Raw genomic sequence first — 14,578 nt, 5'->3', positions numbered from 1 at the left:
CGCGGCCACCCGCCACGCGTCGTCACTGTCGGAATCCAGGTCGCTGTCGAAAAAGCTGTCATTCGGTACGGTCGGCGGCCTCGGCCGCGTCGACACGGGCCTGCGCGGCGGCCCGGAGTGTCTCGATCTCCCGCTCGAAGTCGGCCAGCGAGTCGAACGAGCGGTAGACGCTGGCGAAGCGGAGGTAGGCCACCTCGTCCAGGTCGCGCAGTGGGCCCAGGATCGCCAGCCCCACGTCGTGGCTCGGCAGCTCGGCCGCCCCCTTGGCCCGGACGGTCTCCTCGACCTTCTGCGCCAGCAGCGCGATGGAGTCCTCGTCGACCGGCCGACCCTGGCATGCCTTGCGCACCCCACCGATGATCTTCGTCCGGCTGAACGGCTCGGTCACCCCGCTGCGCTTGACCACCGCGAGCACGGCCTCCTCGACCGTGGTGAACCGCTTGCCGCATTCCGGGCAGGAGCGCCGCCGCCGGATCAGCTGGCCGTCGTCGGCCTCGCGCGAGTCGACCACCCGGGAGTCGGCGTGCCGGCAGTACGGACACCGCATCGCCCGACCTCCTTGATCGACCGTGGGCACGCCACCCACCTCCGGGCACGCGTCGACCCGGCGGAGCCGGCGTCGCCGGTCGTCGCCGTGGTCGACGATACGGGAGTGCGGTGGGTAGTCGAACCCAACCTGTGGGCTACTTACGCCCGTGTGACTACTACATCTAGGGGTCGACCGTAGGCCGCCGACCGGGTCGGGTCAAGTTGCCCGGGTGTCCGGCGCGTCACGCCCGAGCCGCCTCCCCCACCCCCGTGACCACCTCGTCACACCCGGACGTCGACAGCTCCAACCGACCGGACCGCCGGGAGGTTACCGGCCGTCCGGCCAGCTCCGACGGAACGGATGACCGACCCGGGACGTGTCGACCCGTCGAACACGGGTTCGACAAGGACGTACCATCTACCAGAACAGACGTACGAGATGCCAGGCTTTCCGTCCGACACGCCGAGGCGCGTCGTACAGATGTTTGAAAATGACCGATCTCACCTATACGGTCATGAACGACCGGGCACGGCACACCACGTCGGTCCCGGCACCGCGACACCCCCGCACGCACCACGAGCCGCCAAGGCACCCAGCGCCGACCAGGGAGGACGGACGTGACCGAGGACCGGGTCAACCGGCAGAAGAACCCGCAGCCGATCGCCGAGGCGGGTCCCCCGGCCACTCGGCGTCCCCGCGCCGCCCGCAGCCGGACCGGCCAGCCGGCCGTCCGGCAGGTCACGCCGGTGGTCAGCGGCTTTCCCGACCCGACCGCCGTCGACCTCACCGCCCGGCAGCGCCGCATCCTGGAGTTCATCCGCAGCTGGGTGGAGCGGCACGGCTACCCGCCGAGCGTCCGCGAGATCGGCGAGGCGGTCGGTCTGGTCTCTCCGTCCAGCGTCGCCTACCAGCTCAAGGAACTGGAAAAGAAGGGCTTCCTGCGCCGCGACCCCAACCGTCCCCGCGCGGTGGACGTCCGCGCCCCCCACGACGCCGACGACGAGCTGAGCCGCGCCCAGCGCCCCACCCCGGCGTACGTGCCGATGCTGGGCCGGATCGCGGCCGGTGGGCCGATCCTGGCCGAGCAGGCGGTGGAGGACGTGTTCCCGCTCCCCCGCGAACTGGTGGGTGAGGGCGAGGTCTTCATGCTCCAGGTCAAGGGCGACTCGATGCTCGACGCGGCGATCTGCGACGGCGACTGGGTGGTGGTCCGGCAGCAGCCGATCGCCGAGGCCGGTGACATCGTCGCCGCCATGCTCGACGGCGAGGCGACCGTCAAGACCTACCGGCGACGCGACGGTCACGTCTGGCTGATGCCGCAGAACCCGGCCTTCGATCCGATCCCCGGCGACGACGCCACCATCATGGGTCGGGTCGTCGCCGTGCTCCGCCGGATCTGACCCCACCTCGACCGGCCGCCTCCGTCGGAGGCGGCCGGCGCTGCCCTCAGGGGCTGTTCCCGTCGCGGCCGGTCACCGCGCCCCCTCGGGGGATCCGTTGGTGGCGATCGCCGTGCCCCCTCGGGGGGTATCCGTGGCAACGGTCGCCGTGCGTCGCGCCGGGTGATTCAGTAGCGTTCGCCGCTGCGGCCGGGGGGTGGGCCGCCCCGCCGGTCATCAGCGCCGCCGTCACGGCGCGGACCGGAACGCGGCTCGCGGGGGCCGGCCTCGCGCCGCGGCGGTTCGGCCCGTCCACCGCCGTAGACACCGTCCCTACCGGCCGGAGCGCCACCCCGCCCGCCCGCCGGGCCGGCGCCGCGCCCACCAGCCGGAGCACCGCCGCGCCCACCAGCGGGAGCACCGCCGTGGCCGCCCGGCGGACCACCACGCCCAGCGGCCGGCGCACCACCACGCCCGCCCGGCGGCGTGCCGCCACGGCCATCCGCCGGACCACCACCACGTCCACCGGCCGGCGCACCACCACGTCCATCCGGCGGCGTGCCGCCCCGGCCACCCGGCGGCGTGCCGCCTCCGGCCACCGGGGCACCGCCACGGGCCCCCGGAGGAGCACCACGCCCACCGGCCGGCGCACCACCGCGCCCCCGGCGGGAGCACCGCCGCGCGGGTCGGCGGCGGCCGGCGCACCGCCCCGGGCACCACCGCGCGGGACGGTGCGTGGGCGCCGCCGCCCGGGGCACCACCGCGTGGGCCGGCGCCGTTGACCGGCGGACCGCCGGCCGGGGCGGCACCGTAGACACCGCCGCCGGCAGGGCGATCGCCACCGTAGACACCGCCGCCCGCCGGACGCCCGCCGCCCGCCGGGGCACCGCCGCCCGGGCCTGCGGGGGAGCCGCCGCGGCCGCAGCCGGGGTCGGCCGCCGCCGTAGACCGCGCCGCCGGCCGGGCGGGCGGGCGCACCACCGGCCGCCGCCGGAGCGCCGTAGACGCCACCACCACGGGCCGGCTCGGCACCCCGGGGAGACTCACCGGCCGGCAAGCTCCCGGCCCGGGACACCGCACCGGAGGTGAAGACCTCGTCGTCGGGATCGTCCGACTCCTCGCCGGCCGTGGCGGCCCGCCGCCGGGAGCGCACGATCCCGACGATGCCGGCCCCGACCAACACCACACCGACCACCCCGACCGCGGCGATCAGGTAGGTGATCTGGTCCAGGCTGAGGTTGTCGTACCAGGACTTGTCGGCCGCCGGCTTGACCCCCGCCGCGCCCTCGACCGCCTCGGCGCCCTTGGTGGACGGGGTGTAGCCGAGGATGTCGATCGGGTCCTCCGGCGAGAGTTCCCCACCGTCGGAGACCGTCACGAACCCGGTGCCGTCCGGGGTGTACGAGATGGCCTCGCCGAACGGGTCGGCCAGCGGGGTGACCCGGGGCTTGCCGGTCGTCAGGGCGGCCACGATGTCGTCGCCACTGACGTCGTACTCGAAGACGTCGGCGTAGGTGCGCAGGACCACCTTGCTGCCGTCGGGCGAGCGGGCCGCCCCGGTGATGGCCACCCGGCCGATGATGTTGAGCGGGTTGTCGGTGGTGGTCTTCGGCAGGGTGATCTCGCCGACCTTCTTCATCGGCACCGGCTCGGTGTTGCCGCCGCTGTCGAGCTTCGCCTCCGGGGTGTAGATCTCCGCCTTGCCGCTGGGCACCTTGGTGATCACCAGGGGCAGTCCGTCCGCGCCGATCAGCAGCGCCTCGGCGTCGTGCGGTTTGCGCTCCGGGTACGACAACCGGTGCAGCACCGGCTGCTTGGACCCACTGACCGGCATCGTCCAGACCGCGACGCGGGTACGCCGTTCCCGGCTGGTGACGTTGTCACCGGTGTCGGCGATCCAGAGGGTCTTGCCGTCCGGGGACAGGGTCAGGTCCTCGGTGTCGAACGGGCCGTCACCGGAGTACTTCACCGGCTCTTTGGCGATCTTGCACTTGCTGTCGAGGAAGAAGACCCGCTTGCGGCTCTCCTGGAGGGTGCCGTCGTTGATCACGATGTAGCCGGTCTTCGTGGCGACCAGCCCGGACAGCTCCCGCAGCCGCTCGTCGGTGATCGTGCACCGCTTCTTACCGGCGACGGCGGCGGCGAGCGGTATCGCCCCGACGGGGGCAGCCAGTGCTGACGCCACCCCGTCGGGGGCGGCCAGGACCGGCGCTGCCCCGGCGGTGGCAGCGGAGACCGGTGCCGCTCCGGCGGCAACGGCGGGTGCCACGGCCGCGCCGAACAGGGCGAGGGCAACCGTGACCGAGGAGACAGCGCGGCGCATGGCGTCAGTGTCGCATGCCGCCATGAACCTCAGGTCACACCGCAGCGCTCACCGACTACCGGCTACCGCCGGGTCACCCGCCGCCACGAACGGCGTCAACTCGGCGGCGAGCGCCTCCCCCACCCGGACGTGCAGCAGCGTGCCCTCCGGCAGGTGGGAGGTGCTGAGCACCTCGCCCTGCCGGTGCAGCCGGGCGACCAGGTCACCCCGGTCGTACGGCAGGACCGCGCGGACCTCGACGGCGGGGCGGGGCAGCCGCTGCTCGATCACCTCGCGCAGCCCGTCGAGACCACGCCCACTGTGCGCGGAGACGAAGACCGCGTCGGGCCAGAGCCGCTTGAGCCGCAGCAGGGTCTCCTCGTCGGCGGCGTCGGTCTTGTTGACCACCAGCAGCTCGGGCAGCCGGTCCGCGCCGACCTCGGAGAGCACCTCACGCACCGCGCGGACCTGCTCCTCCGGATCGGGGTGGGTGCCGTCGACCACGTGCACCACCAGATCGGCCTCGGCGACCTCCTCCAGCGTCGAGCGGAACGCCTCGACGATCTGGTGCGGCAGGTGCCGGACGAAGCCGACCGTGTCGGACAGCGTGTAGAGCCGCCCGTCCGCGGTGGTCGCCCGGCGGGTGGTCGGGTCCAGGGTGGCGAAGAGCGCGTTCTCCACCAGCACGCCCGCGCCGGTGAGCCGGTTGAGCAGGCTCGACTTGCCGGCGTTGGTGTAACCGGCGATGGCGACCGCGGGCACGGCGTTACGGGACCGGCGGGCGCGCTTGGTCTGGCGTACCGTCTTCATGGCCTTGATCTCCCGGCGCAGCCGGGCGATGCGGTGCCGGATGCGCCGCCGGTCGGTCTCCAGCTTGGTCTCACCGGGGCCACGCAGGCCCACGCCGCCGCCGGCGCCGCCGCCGCGCCCGGAGCCACCGCTCTGCCGGGAGAGCGACTCGCCCCAACCCCGCAACCGGGGCAGCAGGTATTCGAGCTGGGCCAGCTCGACCTGCGCCTTGCCCTCTTTGCTCTTGGCGTGCTGGGCGAAGATGTCGAGGATCAGCGCGGTGCGGTCGACCACCTTGACCTTGGTGCGCTGCTCCAGGTTGCGCAGCTGGGACGGGGACAGCTCACCGTCGCAGATCACCGTGTCGGCCCCGGTGGAGAGCACCGCCGCGCTGAGGTCGTCGACCTTGCCCCGGCCGACGTAGGTCGCCGGATCGGGGCGGCTGCGGCGCTGGATCAGCCCTTCGAGCACCTGGGAACCGGCCGTCTCGGCCAGCGCCGCCAGCTCGGTCAGCGAGTTGTCGGCGTCGCGCTGGCTGCCCTCGGTCCAGACCCCGACGAGGACGACCCGCTCCAGCCGGAGCTGGCGGTATTCGACCTCGGTGACGTCGGTCAGCTCGGTGGAGAGGCCGGGGACCCGCCGCAACGCCTGCCGCTCCGACAGCTCGTACTCACCGGTCGTGGCGTCGAGGTCGTCGTCCGAGAAGGGGGTGTGGGTCTCCTGGTCTCGCAAGCTGCGTCTCCTGTCCGTTCTGTGCATGTACCGAGTAATCCTGACACGGGTCAACGCGGAACGCGACCGCTATATGCCCGTGGTGCAGGTCGCCGAACGCGGGGGCGGCTGCCGCCGTGGCCCGGTGGGCGAGTAGAAATGCTGACGAGCCGCCAGCGACGACGGAGGTATTTCCGTGGCCATCACCAGACTGCCGAGTGCCGGATTCTCGATCACGATCCGGATCGCGGTCCCCGCGGACGCCTCCTCGATCGGCCGGCTGACCACGTCGGTCGGCGAGGCCGGCGCGATCGTCACCGCGCTGGACGTGGTCGACTCCGACCCGACCAACGTGATCGTCGACCTCACCTGCGACACCGCCGACGCCGGCCACGCCGACCAGGTCGTCGAGGCGCTCACCGCGCTCGACGGGGTGGACGTGCGCAAGGTCTCCGACCGCACGTTCCTGCTGCACCTGGGCGGCAAGATCGAGGTCACCTCGAAGGTGGCGCTGCGCAACCGCGACGAGCTGTCCCGGGCGTACACCCCGGGGGTGGCCCGGGTCTGCATGGCGATCGCGGAGAACCCGGCGGACGCCCGGCGGCTGACCATCAAGCGCAACACGGTCGCCGTGGTCAGCGACGGCTCGGCCGTGCTCGGCCTGGGCAACCTCGGCCCGGCGGCGTCGCTGCCGGTGATGGAGGGCAAGGCGGCGCTGTTCAAGCGCTTCGGCGGGGTGGACGCCTGGCCGGTGGTGCTGGACACCCAGGACACCGACGAGATCGTGGCGATCGTCAAGGCCATCGCCCCCGCGTACGGCGGGATCAACCTGGAGGACATCGCCGCGCCGCGCTGCTTCGAGATCGAGGCCCGGCTGCGGGAGCTCCTGGACATCCCGGTCTTCCACGACGATCAGCACGGCACCGCGATCTGCGTGCTGGCCGCGCTGACCAACGCGCTGCGCGTGGTGGGCAAGCAGCTCGCGGACGTCCGGGTGGTCGTCTCCGGGGCCGGCGCGGCCGGCACCGCGATCATGAAGCTGCTGCTGCGCCAGGGCGTCGGCGACATCATCGCGTACGACCGGCAGGGCGCCCTGCACCGTGGGCTGACCGGGCTCAACCCGGCCTGGCAGTGGCTGGCCGAGAACACCAACCGGGACAACTACTCCGGTGACCTGGCCGGCGCGGTCCTGGGCGCGGACGTCTTCATCGGGGTGAGCGCCCCCAACCTGCTCACCGGCGACGACGTCGCCACCATGGCCAAGGACGCGATCGTCTTCGCGCTGGCCAACCCCGATCCGGAGGTCGACCCCCGGGAGGCCCGCAAGCACGCCGCGATCGTCGCCACCGGCCGCTCCGACCAGCCGAACCAGATCAACAACGTGCTCGCCTTCCCCGGGGTGTTCCGGGGCATGCTCGACGCGCACGCCGAGGAGTTCACCGAGGAGATGGCGATCGCGGCGGCCCGCGCCATCGCCGACGTGGTCGGCGAAGACAAGATCAACCCGACGGTGATCGTGCCGAGCGTCTTCGACTCCCGGGTCGCCCCGGCGGTCGCCGCCGCCGTCCGCGCCGCCGCCCAGAACCCGGCGGCGACGCCACCCCCGGCCGCCGACCCCGGCCCCGCCGACCTCCCCGAGGTAGCCGCCACCGCCAGCGCCACCCCCTGACAGTGATGAGGTGGGAGCGGGCCACCCGGCCGGTCCGACTCACCCTCTGACGCACCAGACACGCCGGCCACCTGTCGGTCCGGCACCCATTTGAGCCACTCAATGGGGCCGATGTAGCGGTATCGCAGTACCGGCGATACCGCTACATCGACCCACAGGAGTCGATCATGACGGCCAGGACCCACCCGGGCAGGGGCGAGCAGGGCACCCGGCAAGGCAAAGGCGAGCCGGCAGGGATGGGTTATCGCGGGTGTAGGGCAGTGGGGGTCAGAGTGCCGGTGGCGGTGAGGACGGCGGGGCCGGCCAGCCAGCAGGAGTCTTCGGTGACGGTGATGGTGAGGCGGCCACCGGGGACGTCGACCGTGATCGTGCCGGTGTCCCGGGCGGCGTCGCGCAGGGCCACCGCGGCGACCGCGCAGGCGCCGGTGCCGCAGGAGAGGGTTTCCGCCGAGCCGCGCTCGTAGACCCGCATCAGCACGTGGCCGTCGGAGCCGTCCAGCGGGCCGCCGGGGGTGGTGAACTCGACGTTCACCCCGTGCGGGAAGACCCGGGGGTCGAAGTCGGGCGCGCGGGTCAGGTCCAGCTCGGCCAGGTCGATGCCGGCCGGTAGGGCGCAGACCAGGTGCGGGTTGCCGACGTCCACCGCCGTGCCGGGCAGGGTGAGCCCGCCCAGGGTGGCATGCGACGTGTCGTACAGCCGGGGGCGGCGCATCTCGACGGCGATGGTGTCGCCGTCGACCCGGGCCCGCACCAGGCCGGCGCGGGTGGCCACCGGCAGGGTGCCGTCGGTCGCGGTGGCCAGCCCGGTCGCGAGCAGGTAGCGGACGAAGACCCGGGCCCCGTTGCCGCACATCTCGGCGAACGAGCCGTCGGCGTTCCAGTAGTCCATGAACCACTCGGCCGTATCGGCGAGTGCCACCCCGTCGGGGTGCTTCGCGGCGCGCACCACCCGCAGCACGCCGTCGCCGCCGAGGCCGCGTCGTCGGTCGCAGATCCCGGCGACCAGGTCGGGTGTCAGGTCGAGGGCGCCGTCCGGGTCGGGCAGGATGACGAAGTCGTTGCCGGTGCCGTGACCCTTGGTGAACTCCACGCCCCCATCATTGCCGATGCGCGGCGACCACCCGCAGCGCAGTGTCGACAAACGTCGGCGACGTGGGGTCCAGCCAGTGGATCCGCTGGTCCCGGCGGAACCAGGAGCGTTGCCGTCGGACGAACCGCCGGGTGGCCCGGACCGTCTCGTCGCGGGCCTGCGCCTCGTCGGTCTCCCCGGCCAGGAACCGCAGCACCTGCTGGTAGCCGAGCGCCCGGCTGGCCGTCCGTCCCCCGGCCAGGCCGTGCCCGCACAGCGCGCGGACCTCGGCGACCAGCCCGTCGGCCCACATCCGGTCGACCCGCAGCGCGATCCGCTCGTCCAGCAGCGCGGTGTCCAGGTCCACCCCGAGCTGCACCGCCGGATAGTACGGGGTCGGGTCGGGCAGCGAGGCGGTGAACGGGGCCCCGGTCAGCGCGATCACCTCCAGGGCCCGGACGATGCGTCGACCGTTGCCGGGCAGGATGCCGGCCGCCGCGACCGGGTCCGCCTCGGCCAGCCGGGCGTACAGCGGGGCCGGACCGAGGTGCGCCAGCTCCGCCTCCAGCCGTCCGCGTACCACCGGGTCGGTGCCGGGGAACTCGAACTGCTCCAGCACCGCCCGCACATACAGGCCGGAGCCGCCGACCAGCAGCGGCACCCGCCGCCGGGCCAGGATGTCGTCGACCGCCGCGCGGGCCAGCGGCTGGTATTCGGCGACGCTGGCCGGCGCGGTGACCGGCCAGATGTCCAGCAGGTGGTGCGGCACCCCGTCCCGCTCGGCCGGGGTGAGCTTGGCGGTGCCGATGTTCATGCCCCGGTAGAGCTGCATCGAGTCGGCGTTGACCACCTCACCACCCAGGGCGTGCGCCAGGGCGATGCTCAGCGCCGACTTGCCCGCCGCGGTCGGCCCGACCACGGCCACGACCGTGCCGCTCACCGCGCCGGCCCGCCGGTCCATGCCCCGCCCGGTCCGACGGCAACCGGCACCGTCGCGTCCGCATGGTCCTCGCCCGGTCCCGCCTGCGTCGGCCGGGACCACGAGGCCACCAGGTAGCCCACCCCGTAGGGATGCGAGTGGTGGCGCAGTTCGCCGCGCCAGTCGCCGCCGGCCGCGCGGACCGCACCGGCCAGCACCTGCCAGGCGGGCCGGCCGGCGGCCCCCAGCTGCGCCGAGACCGCCGGGTCCAGGCCGAGCAGCGCGTCGGCGTCCGCGTCGGCCAGGGCCCGGGCCACCCCCTCGTCGTACGCCCCGGCGCGCGGGTCGTCGTAGCCGGGCGCCTTCGGGCCGTGGCAGGACGAGCCGTCGCCCAGCACCAGCAGGGCCCACGGCCCGTCCACCCCGAGTCCGGCCCCGAGGGCGGCACACCGGTCGACCGGCTCGTCGGGCCCGACGCTCACCATCCGCCAAGCCGTCGGCGTCGGGGGGGCGACCCGGTCGACCAGCCAGGCCCCGACCAGCAGACTCAGCGGCAGCAGATCGTCGCCGCCGCCGGGGTCGGTACGGGTCGACCCCCCGCCGAGGCGCACCGCCAGGGGCAATCCCCAGGGGGCGAAGCTGCCCTGCCGGGGCAGGTCCAGTTCGGCGGTGTGCCCACCGGAGCCGACCAGCACGACGGTGGCCGCCCCGGCGGCGTAGAGGGCGGTGACCGCGGCGGCACAGGCGGCGCGGAGTTCCGCCAGCTCGGGCGCGGCGGCCCCGGCCAGCTCGGGCACGATCAGCGGCGGATGTGGGCAGACGGCGGCGGCGACCAGGGGCACCAGGCAACGTTAGCGGCCCGGCCCCGACCGCCCCGCCTGCCCCACCGTTGCGGCAGCCCGCCACCGGACCGACCCGGTCGGCAGCCCGACGCCCGAACCGACCCGTTCGGCAGCCCGCCACCGGACCGTCCCGGCCGGCAACCCCGATGCACGGAATCAGCCCGGTTGGCCGCCCCAGCCGCCCTGGACCATGGTCTGGAACCGCCACTGCCCACCGGTGCGGACCAGCAGGTCGGCGTAGCGCACCCGCTGGCGTGCGCCGTCGAGGGTGAACTCGGCCTCGGTGAGCACCACGGCCAGGCTCCGGGTGAGGAAGTACGGCGTGCGGCGGCTCTCCATCCGCAGGTCGCCACCGCCACCGAGCACGCCGCCCATCATCTCCAGGTATGCCGCCCGGTCGAGCTGACGGGCGGAGCCCTCACCCGCCGCGTCGTCGGTGGCCGTGTTCAGCGGGAACATCGCCAACTCGGCGGTGCCGGCGACGTCACCCGCCTCGGCCAGGGCGTCGTAGTGGCGGAACCACTCGTCCAACTCGGCGAGATCGGCCGCGTCGGGCACGAAACCGGGGTCGGCCGGGGGCGTCATCCGGGTCTGGGACTGGGTCATCCTGCTCCTCCTCGCCCGCCCGTCGATCGGGCGGCAGCATCTCGTACGTCGTACGGTACAGCGTACGGCGAATTGCGACACTCCCCCCACGGAGTCTGTGTGTGGGTGCTAGGACACCGTATGGTCACGGTCAGAGACAGGCGCTCGACGCGGACGGGGGCGGACCTGTGACAATGCCGGGAGCAAGTTGGCTGCGCCGTGGCGGCGATCGCGGGGGGTTTCCTGTCGACGCCGGGAGAACGAGGATGTGCACATGAGCGACTGGACTGCCTTCGGACGGGTGGACGCGGACGGCACCGTGTACGTGAAGACCAGCGAGGGCGAGCGGGTGGTCGGATCCTGGCAGGCGGGGGCCCCCGAAGAGGGGCTGGCCCACTTCGCCCGCCGCTTCGCCGACCTGGTCACCGAGGTGGACCTGACCGAGGCCCGGCTCAACTCCGGCGCCGCCGACGCGGGTGGTTCGCTGAGCACGGTCCGGCGGATCCGTGGCTCGCTGGCCGAGGCGCACGTCGTCGGGGACATCGACGCCCTCGCCGCGCGCCTGGACAAGCTCGCCGTCGTCGCCGAGGAGAAGGCCGGCGAGGCCCGCGCCGCCCGGGAGGCTGCCCGGGGTGAGGCGCTCGCCCGCAAGACCGCCCTGGTCGAGGAGGCCGAGAAGCTGGCCGCCGAGTCGACCGGCTGGAAGACCGCCGGTGACCGGCTCAAGGAGATCCTCGACGAGTGGAAGACCATCCGGGGGGTCGACAAGAAGGCCGACGGTGAACTGTGGAAGCGGTTCGCCGCCGCCCGGGACGGCTTCACCCGGCGTCGGGGCGCCCACTTCGCCTCCCTCGACCAGCAGCGCAAGCAGGCGCACACGGCCAAGGAGGAGCTGGTCGCCGAGGCCGAGAAGCTCTCCGACTCCACCGACTGGGCGGCCACCGCCAACCAGCTCAAGGAGCTGATGAACCAGTGGAAGGCCGCCCCGCGCGCCTCCAAGGAGTCGGAGCAGAAGCTCTGGGAACGGTTCCGCGCCGCGCAGGACGCCTTCTTCACCCGGCGCAGCGAGGTCTTCTCGGCCCGGGACAACGAGCAGCGGGCCAACCTGGAGCGCAAGCAGGCGCTGCTGGTCGAGGCCGAGGCGTTGGACGTCGACGGTGACCCGAAGGGTGCGCAGGCCAAGCTGCGGGACATCCAGGCCCAGTGGCACGAGGCCGGCCGGGTGCCCCGGGAGGCGGCCACCAGCCTGGAGCGGCGACTGCGGGCGATCGACGACAAGGTCCGCGAGGTGATGGACTCCGCTTGGCGGCGGACCACCAAGGAGGACAACCCGCTGCTCGCGCAGATGCGGGCGCAGGTCGCCGAGGCCGAGGAGCGGCTCGCCCGGGCCCAGGCCGCCGGGGACGCCCGTCGGGTCAAGGAGGCCGAGCAGGCGCTCGCCTCCAAGCGGCAGTTCCTCCAGCTCGCCGAGCAGGCCGCCGGCTGAGCAGAGCCGCCGGCTGAGCAGGCCGCCGGCTGAGCAGGCCGCCGGCTGAGCAGAGCCGATCCGTGAGCCCCCGGTCCCGTCTGGGACCGGGGGCTCACGCGTACCCGTGGTCGCCGGAACCCACTGACAGATCGGCGAGACGGTCGCGGGGACCGGCCGACGGGTCGGCGGGAGGGGCGCGGGGGCGGGCGCGGGGCCAGCGGTTGACGCATCGAGGCCGGCTGATCAGAATGAGCGGCAGAGCCAGGTCGATCCCACCGGCGCGAGGGCACCGACGACGGACACCGTCGTCGGGAGTCGCCGGTGCACCGCAGCGAGTGGCCGCGTCCACGTGACCCGGCGTGCCGCGCACTGTCCGCGTACCCCCGCAGGAGCGGGACGGGCGGGCGGCGGCCGGTGAATCCCTGGTTTTCCCGCCCCGCGTCGCCGTCGCGACACCGGGCATTCGAAGTGGAGCCCGTATGTACCGACCCCGCATCATCGGCGCTGCGCTCACCGCGCTCGCCACCGCCGCGGCCGGCGTGCTCGTCGCCACGGCCATCAGCACCACGCCGGCCGCCGCCGCAGTCGGCGGCACCGGCACCGGCTACCTGCACACGAACGGCAACAAGATCGTCGACGCCACCGGCGCGACGGTACGGCTGACCGGCATCAACTGGTTCGGCATGGAGACCGACAACCGGACGTTCCACGGCCTGTGGTCGAACAACCCGTGGCGCGGGCAGCTCGACAAGATGGCCAGCCTGGGCTACAACACGCTGCGCGTCCCGTACTCGAACGACTCGGTGAAGCCGGGCGCGACGGCCAGCGGGATCAACGACTTCGTCAACCCGGACCTGGTCGGGCTCTCGCCGTTGCAGATCCTGGACAAGGTGATCGCCTACGCCGGCAGCAAGGGCATGCGGGTCATCCTGGACCGGCACCGGCCGACGGCGGCCGGACAGTCGCCGCTCTGGTACACCCCGACGGTCTCCGAGGCGACCTGGCTCGCCGACTGGAAGATGCTGGCCCAGCGGTACGCCGGCAACACCACGGTGATCGGCGCGGACCTGCACAACGAGCCGCACGCCGAGGGCACCAACCCGGCCGCCACCGGCGCCTGCTGGGGCTGCGGCGACACCGCCCGGGACTGGCGGCTCGCCGCCGAGCGGGCCGGCAACGCCATCCTCGGCGTGCAGCCGAACTGGCTGATCTTCGTGGAGGGGGTGAGCTGCCCCAGCGGCGGCCTGTCGAACGTCTGGGACAACGACCCCAGCAACGACGAGGACTGCGGCTGGTGGGGTGGCAACCTGTCCAAGGCCGGGCAGTTCCCGGTCCGGCTGAACGTGGCGAACCGGCTGGTCTACTCGCCGCACGAGTACGCCACCAGCGTCTACGAGCAGAACTGGTTCAAGGCCGCCGACTACCCGGCGAACCTGCCGGCGATCTGGGACAGGTACTGGGGTTACCTCTACAAGCAGAACATCGCCCCGATCATGATGGGTGAGTTCGGCAGCACCCTGGCCGACCCCCGGGACAAGGTGTGGCTGGAGAAGTTGATGGCCTACACCGGCACCGGGGTCAACGGGATGTCCTTCACCTACTGGTCGTGGAACCCGAACTCGGGTGACACCGGGGGCATCGCGCTGGACGACTGGACCAACATCAACACCGCCAAGCAGGCGATCCTCCAGCCGTACCTGATCGCGCCGGTGGGTGGCGGGACCGACCCGACCGGCACCCCGACGCCGACGCCGACCACCACCGGCCCGACGACGCCGCCGCCGACCACCACCCCGCCGCCGACCACCACCCCGCCGCCGCCGACCACCACGCCCCCGCCGACCGGTGGCTGCACCGCCACCTACAAGCAGGTCAGCGCGTGGCAGGGTGGTTTCCAGGGCGAGCTGACGGTGAAGAACACCAGTTCGTCGGCGGCCAACCCCTGGTCGGTGACCTGGGCCTGGCCGGCCGGGGTCACCCTGGTCAGCGGTTGGAACGCCACCGTCACCCAGTCCGGCACGACGGTGACCGCCGCCGGGCCGAGCTACGCGCCGTCCCTGGCGGCGGGCGCGTCGGTCACCGTGGGCTTCACCGCCAACGGTACGGCCGTCGCCCCGGCCACGGTGAAGCTCCAGGGCACCGCCTGCTGAGCCGAGACCGTCCGTAGTGCCCACCGGCGGGTCGCCGGTCGACGTTGCCCGTCGGCCGGCGACCCGCCTGCCGGATCACCGCCCGCGCACCGGTCGGGGTCCGCCGCTCGCGGGTCCCGGCCGGGGTCGGCCCGCCCCGGGCAGGGGCCGCCACCGGGATCGGGCC

The 14,578-nt window shown here is 73.5% G+C and carries 11 protein-coding genes; 4 read left to right on the top strand and 7 right to left on the bottom strand.

The window, feature by feature from the left end; all coding sequences use genetic code 11:
- Nucleotides 1–58 precede the first annotated feature (58 nt).
- The gene (gene nrdR, locus ACQP1S_RS08275) at nt 59–547 is read right to left on the bottom strand and encodes a transcriptional regulator NrdR (RefSeq protein WP_091249551.1); all 489 of its coding nucleotides are present in this window, start codon (nt 545–547) and stop codon (nt 59–61) included.
- A gap of 599 nt (nt 548–1,146) precedes the next feature.
- Between nrdR and lexA the strand changes: the two genes are divergently transcribed.
- Complete coding sequence (gene lexA, locus ACQP1S_RS08270; protein ID WP_091249548.1) at nt 1,147–1,929, top strand: transcriptional repressor LexA; 783 nt, start codon at nt 1,147–1,149, stop codon at nt 1,927–1,929.
- Nucleotides 1,930–1,975: 46 nt separating this feature from the next.
- On the opposite strand, the gene ACQP1S_RS08265 is transcribed toward lexA, so the two are convergent.
- Nucleotides 1,976–4,231, bottom strand: a complete 2,256-nt coding sequence (locus ACQP1S_RS08265; protein ID WP_432904848.1) for a hypothetical protein — start codon at nt 4,229–4,231, stop codon at nt 1,976–1,978.
- 48 nt (nt 4,232–4,279) lie between these two features.
- Complete coding sequence (gene hflX, locus ACQP1S_RS08260) at nt 4,280–5,731, bottom strand: GTPase HflX (protein WP_432904845.1); 1,452 nt, start codon at nt 5,729–5,731, stop codon at nt 4,280–4,282.
- A 175-nt stretch (nt 5,732–5,906) separates the two neighbouring features.
- On the opposite strand from hflX, the gene ACQP1S_RS08255 reads away from it, so the two are divergent.
- Nucleotides 5,907–7,379 carry an NAD-dependent malic enzyme gene (locus tag ACQP1S_RS08255; protein WP_432904842.1) on the top strand — a complete coding sequence of 491 codons (1,473 nt, stop codon included), beginning with the start codon at nt 5,907–5,909 and terminating at the stop codon, nt 7,377–7,379.
- 241 nt (nt 7,380–7,620) lie between these two features.
- Here ACQP1S_RS08255 and dapF read toward each other — a convergent pair whose 3' ends face one another.
- From dapF to ACQP1S_RS08235, 4 genes are all read right to left on the bottom strand, one after another.
- Complete coding sequence (gene dapF, locus ACQP1S_RS08250; RefSeq protein ID WP_432904839.1) at nt 7,621–8,469, bottom strand: diaminopimelate epimerase; 849 nt, start codon at nt 8,467–8,469, stop codon at nt 7,621–7,623.
- A 7-nt stretch (nt 8,470–8,476) separates the two neighbouring features.
- Entirely contained in the window at nt 8,477–9,409 is a 933-nt protein-coding gene (miaA, locus tag ACQP1S_RS08245) for a tRNA (adenosine(37)-N6)-dimethylallyltransferase MiaA (protein WP_432904836.1), read from the bottom strand.
- Nucleotides 9,385–10,209, bottom strand: coding sequence for a hypothetical protein (locus ACQP1S_RS08240; protein ID WP_432904834.1), 825 nt, complete (start codon nt 10,207–10,209; stop codon nt 9,385–9,387). Before ACQP1S_RS08240 ends, miaA begins: the two co-directional genes overlap by 25 nt.
- A gap of 156 nt (nt 10,210–10,365) precedes the next feature.
- A complete protein-coding gene (locus ACQP1S_RS08235) occupies nt 10,366–10,815 on the bottom strand; it encodes a hypothetical protein (protein WP_432904831.1) in 450 nt (149 codons plus the stop codon).
- A gap of 253 nt (nt 10,816–11,068) precedes the next feature.
- Here ACQP1S_RS08235 and ACQP1S_RS08230 point away from each other — a divergent pair, with 253 nt between their 5' ends.
- Nucleotides 11,069–12,280, top strand: a complete 1,212-nt coding sequence (locus tag ACQP1S_RS08230; RefSeq protein WP_432904828.1) for a DUF349 domain-containing protein — start codon at nt 11,069–11,071, stop codon at nt 12,278–12,280.
- A gap of 461 nt (nt 12,281–12,741) precedes the next feature.
- The gene (locus tag ACQP1S_RS08225; protein WP_432904825.1) at nt 12,742–14,412 is read left to right on the top strand and encodes a cellulase family glycosylhydrolase; all 1,671 of its coding nucleotides are present in this window, start codon (nt 12,742–12,744) and stop codon (nt 14,410–14,412) included.
- Nucleotides 14,413–14,578: the final 166 nt, after the last annotated feature.

Source organism: Micromonospora matsumotoense (genome assembly GCF_050951065.1).
Taxonomy (GTDB): domain Bacteria; phylum Actinomycetota; class Actinomycetes; order Mycobacteriales; family Micromonosporaceae; genus Micromonospora; species Micromonospora matsumotoensis.
This window is presented reverse-complemented; position numbering and strand designations above follow the sequence as displayed.

Bases quoted from the DNA above. Each gene is read 5' to 3' on its own strand.
- nrdR (WP_091249551.1), bottom strand. From the start codon at position 547: ATGCGGTGTCCGTACTGCCGGCACGCCGACTCCCGGGTGGTCGACTCG.
- ACQP1S_RS08265 (WP_432904848.1), bottom strand. From the start codon at position 4,231: ATGCGCCGCGCTGTCTCCTCGGTCACGGTTGCCCTCGCCCTGTTCGGC.
- miaA (WP_432904836.1), bottom strand. From the start codon at position 9,409: ATGGACCGGCGGGCCGGCGCGGTGAGCGGCACGGTCGTGGCCGTGGTC.
- ACQP1S_RS08235 (WP_432904831.1), bottom strand. From the start codon at position 10,815: ATGACCCAGTCCCAGACCCGGATGACGCCCCCGGCCGACCCCGGTTTC.
- ACQP1S_RS08230 (WP_432904828.1), top strand. From the start codon at position 11,069: ATGAGCGACTGGACTGCCTTCGGACGGGTGGACGCGGACGGCACCGTG.
- ACQP1S_RS08225 (WP_432904825.1), top strand. From the start codon at position 12,742: ATGTACCGACCCCGCATCATCGGCGCTGCGCTCACCGCGCTCGCCACC.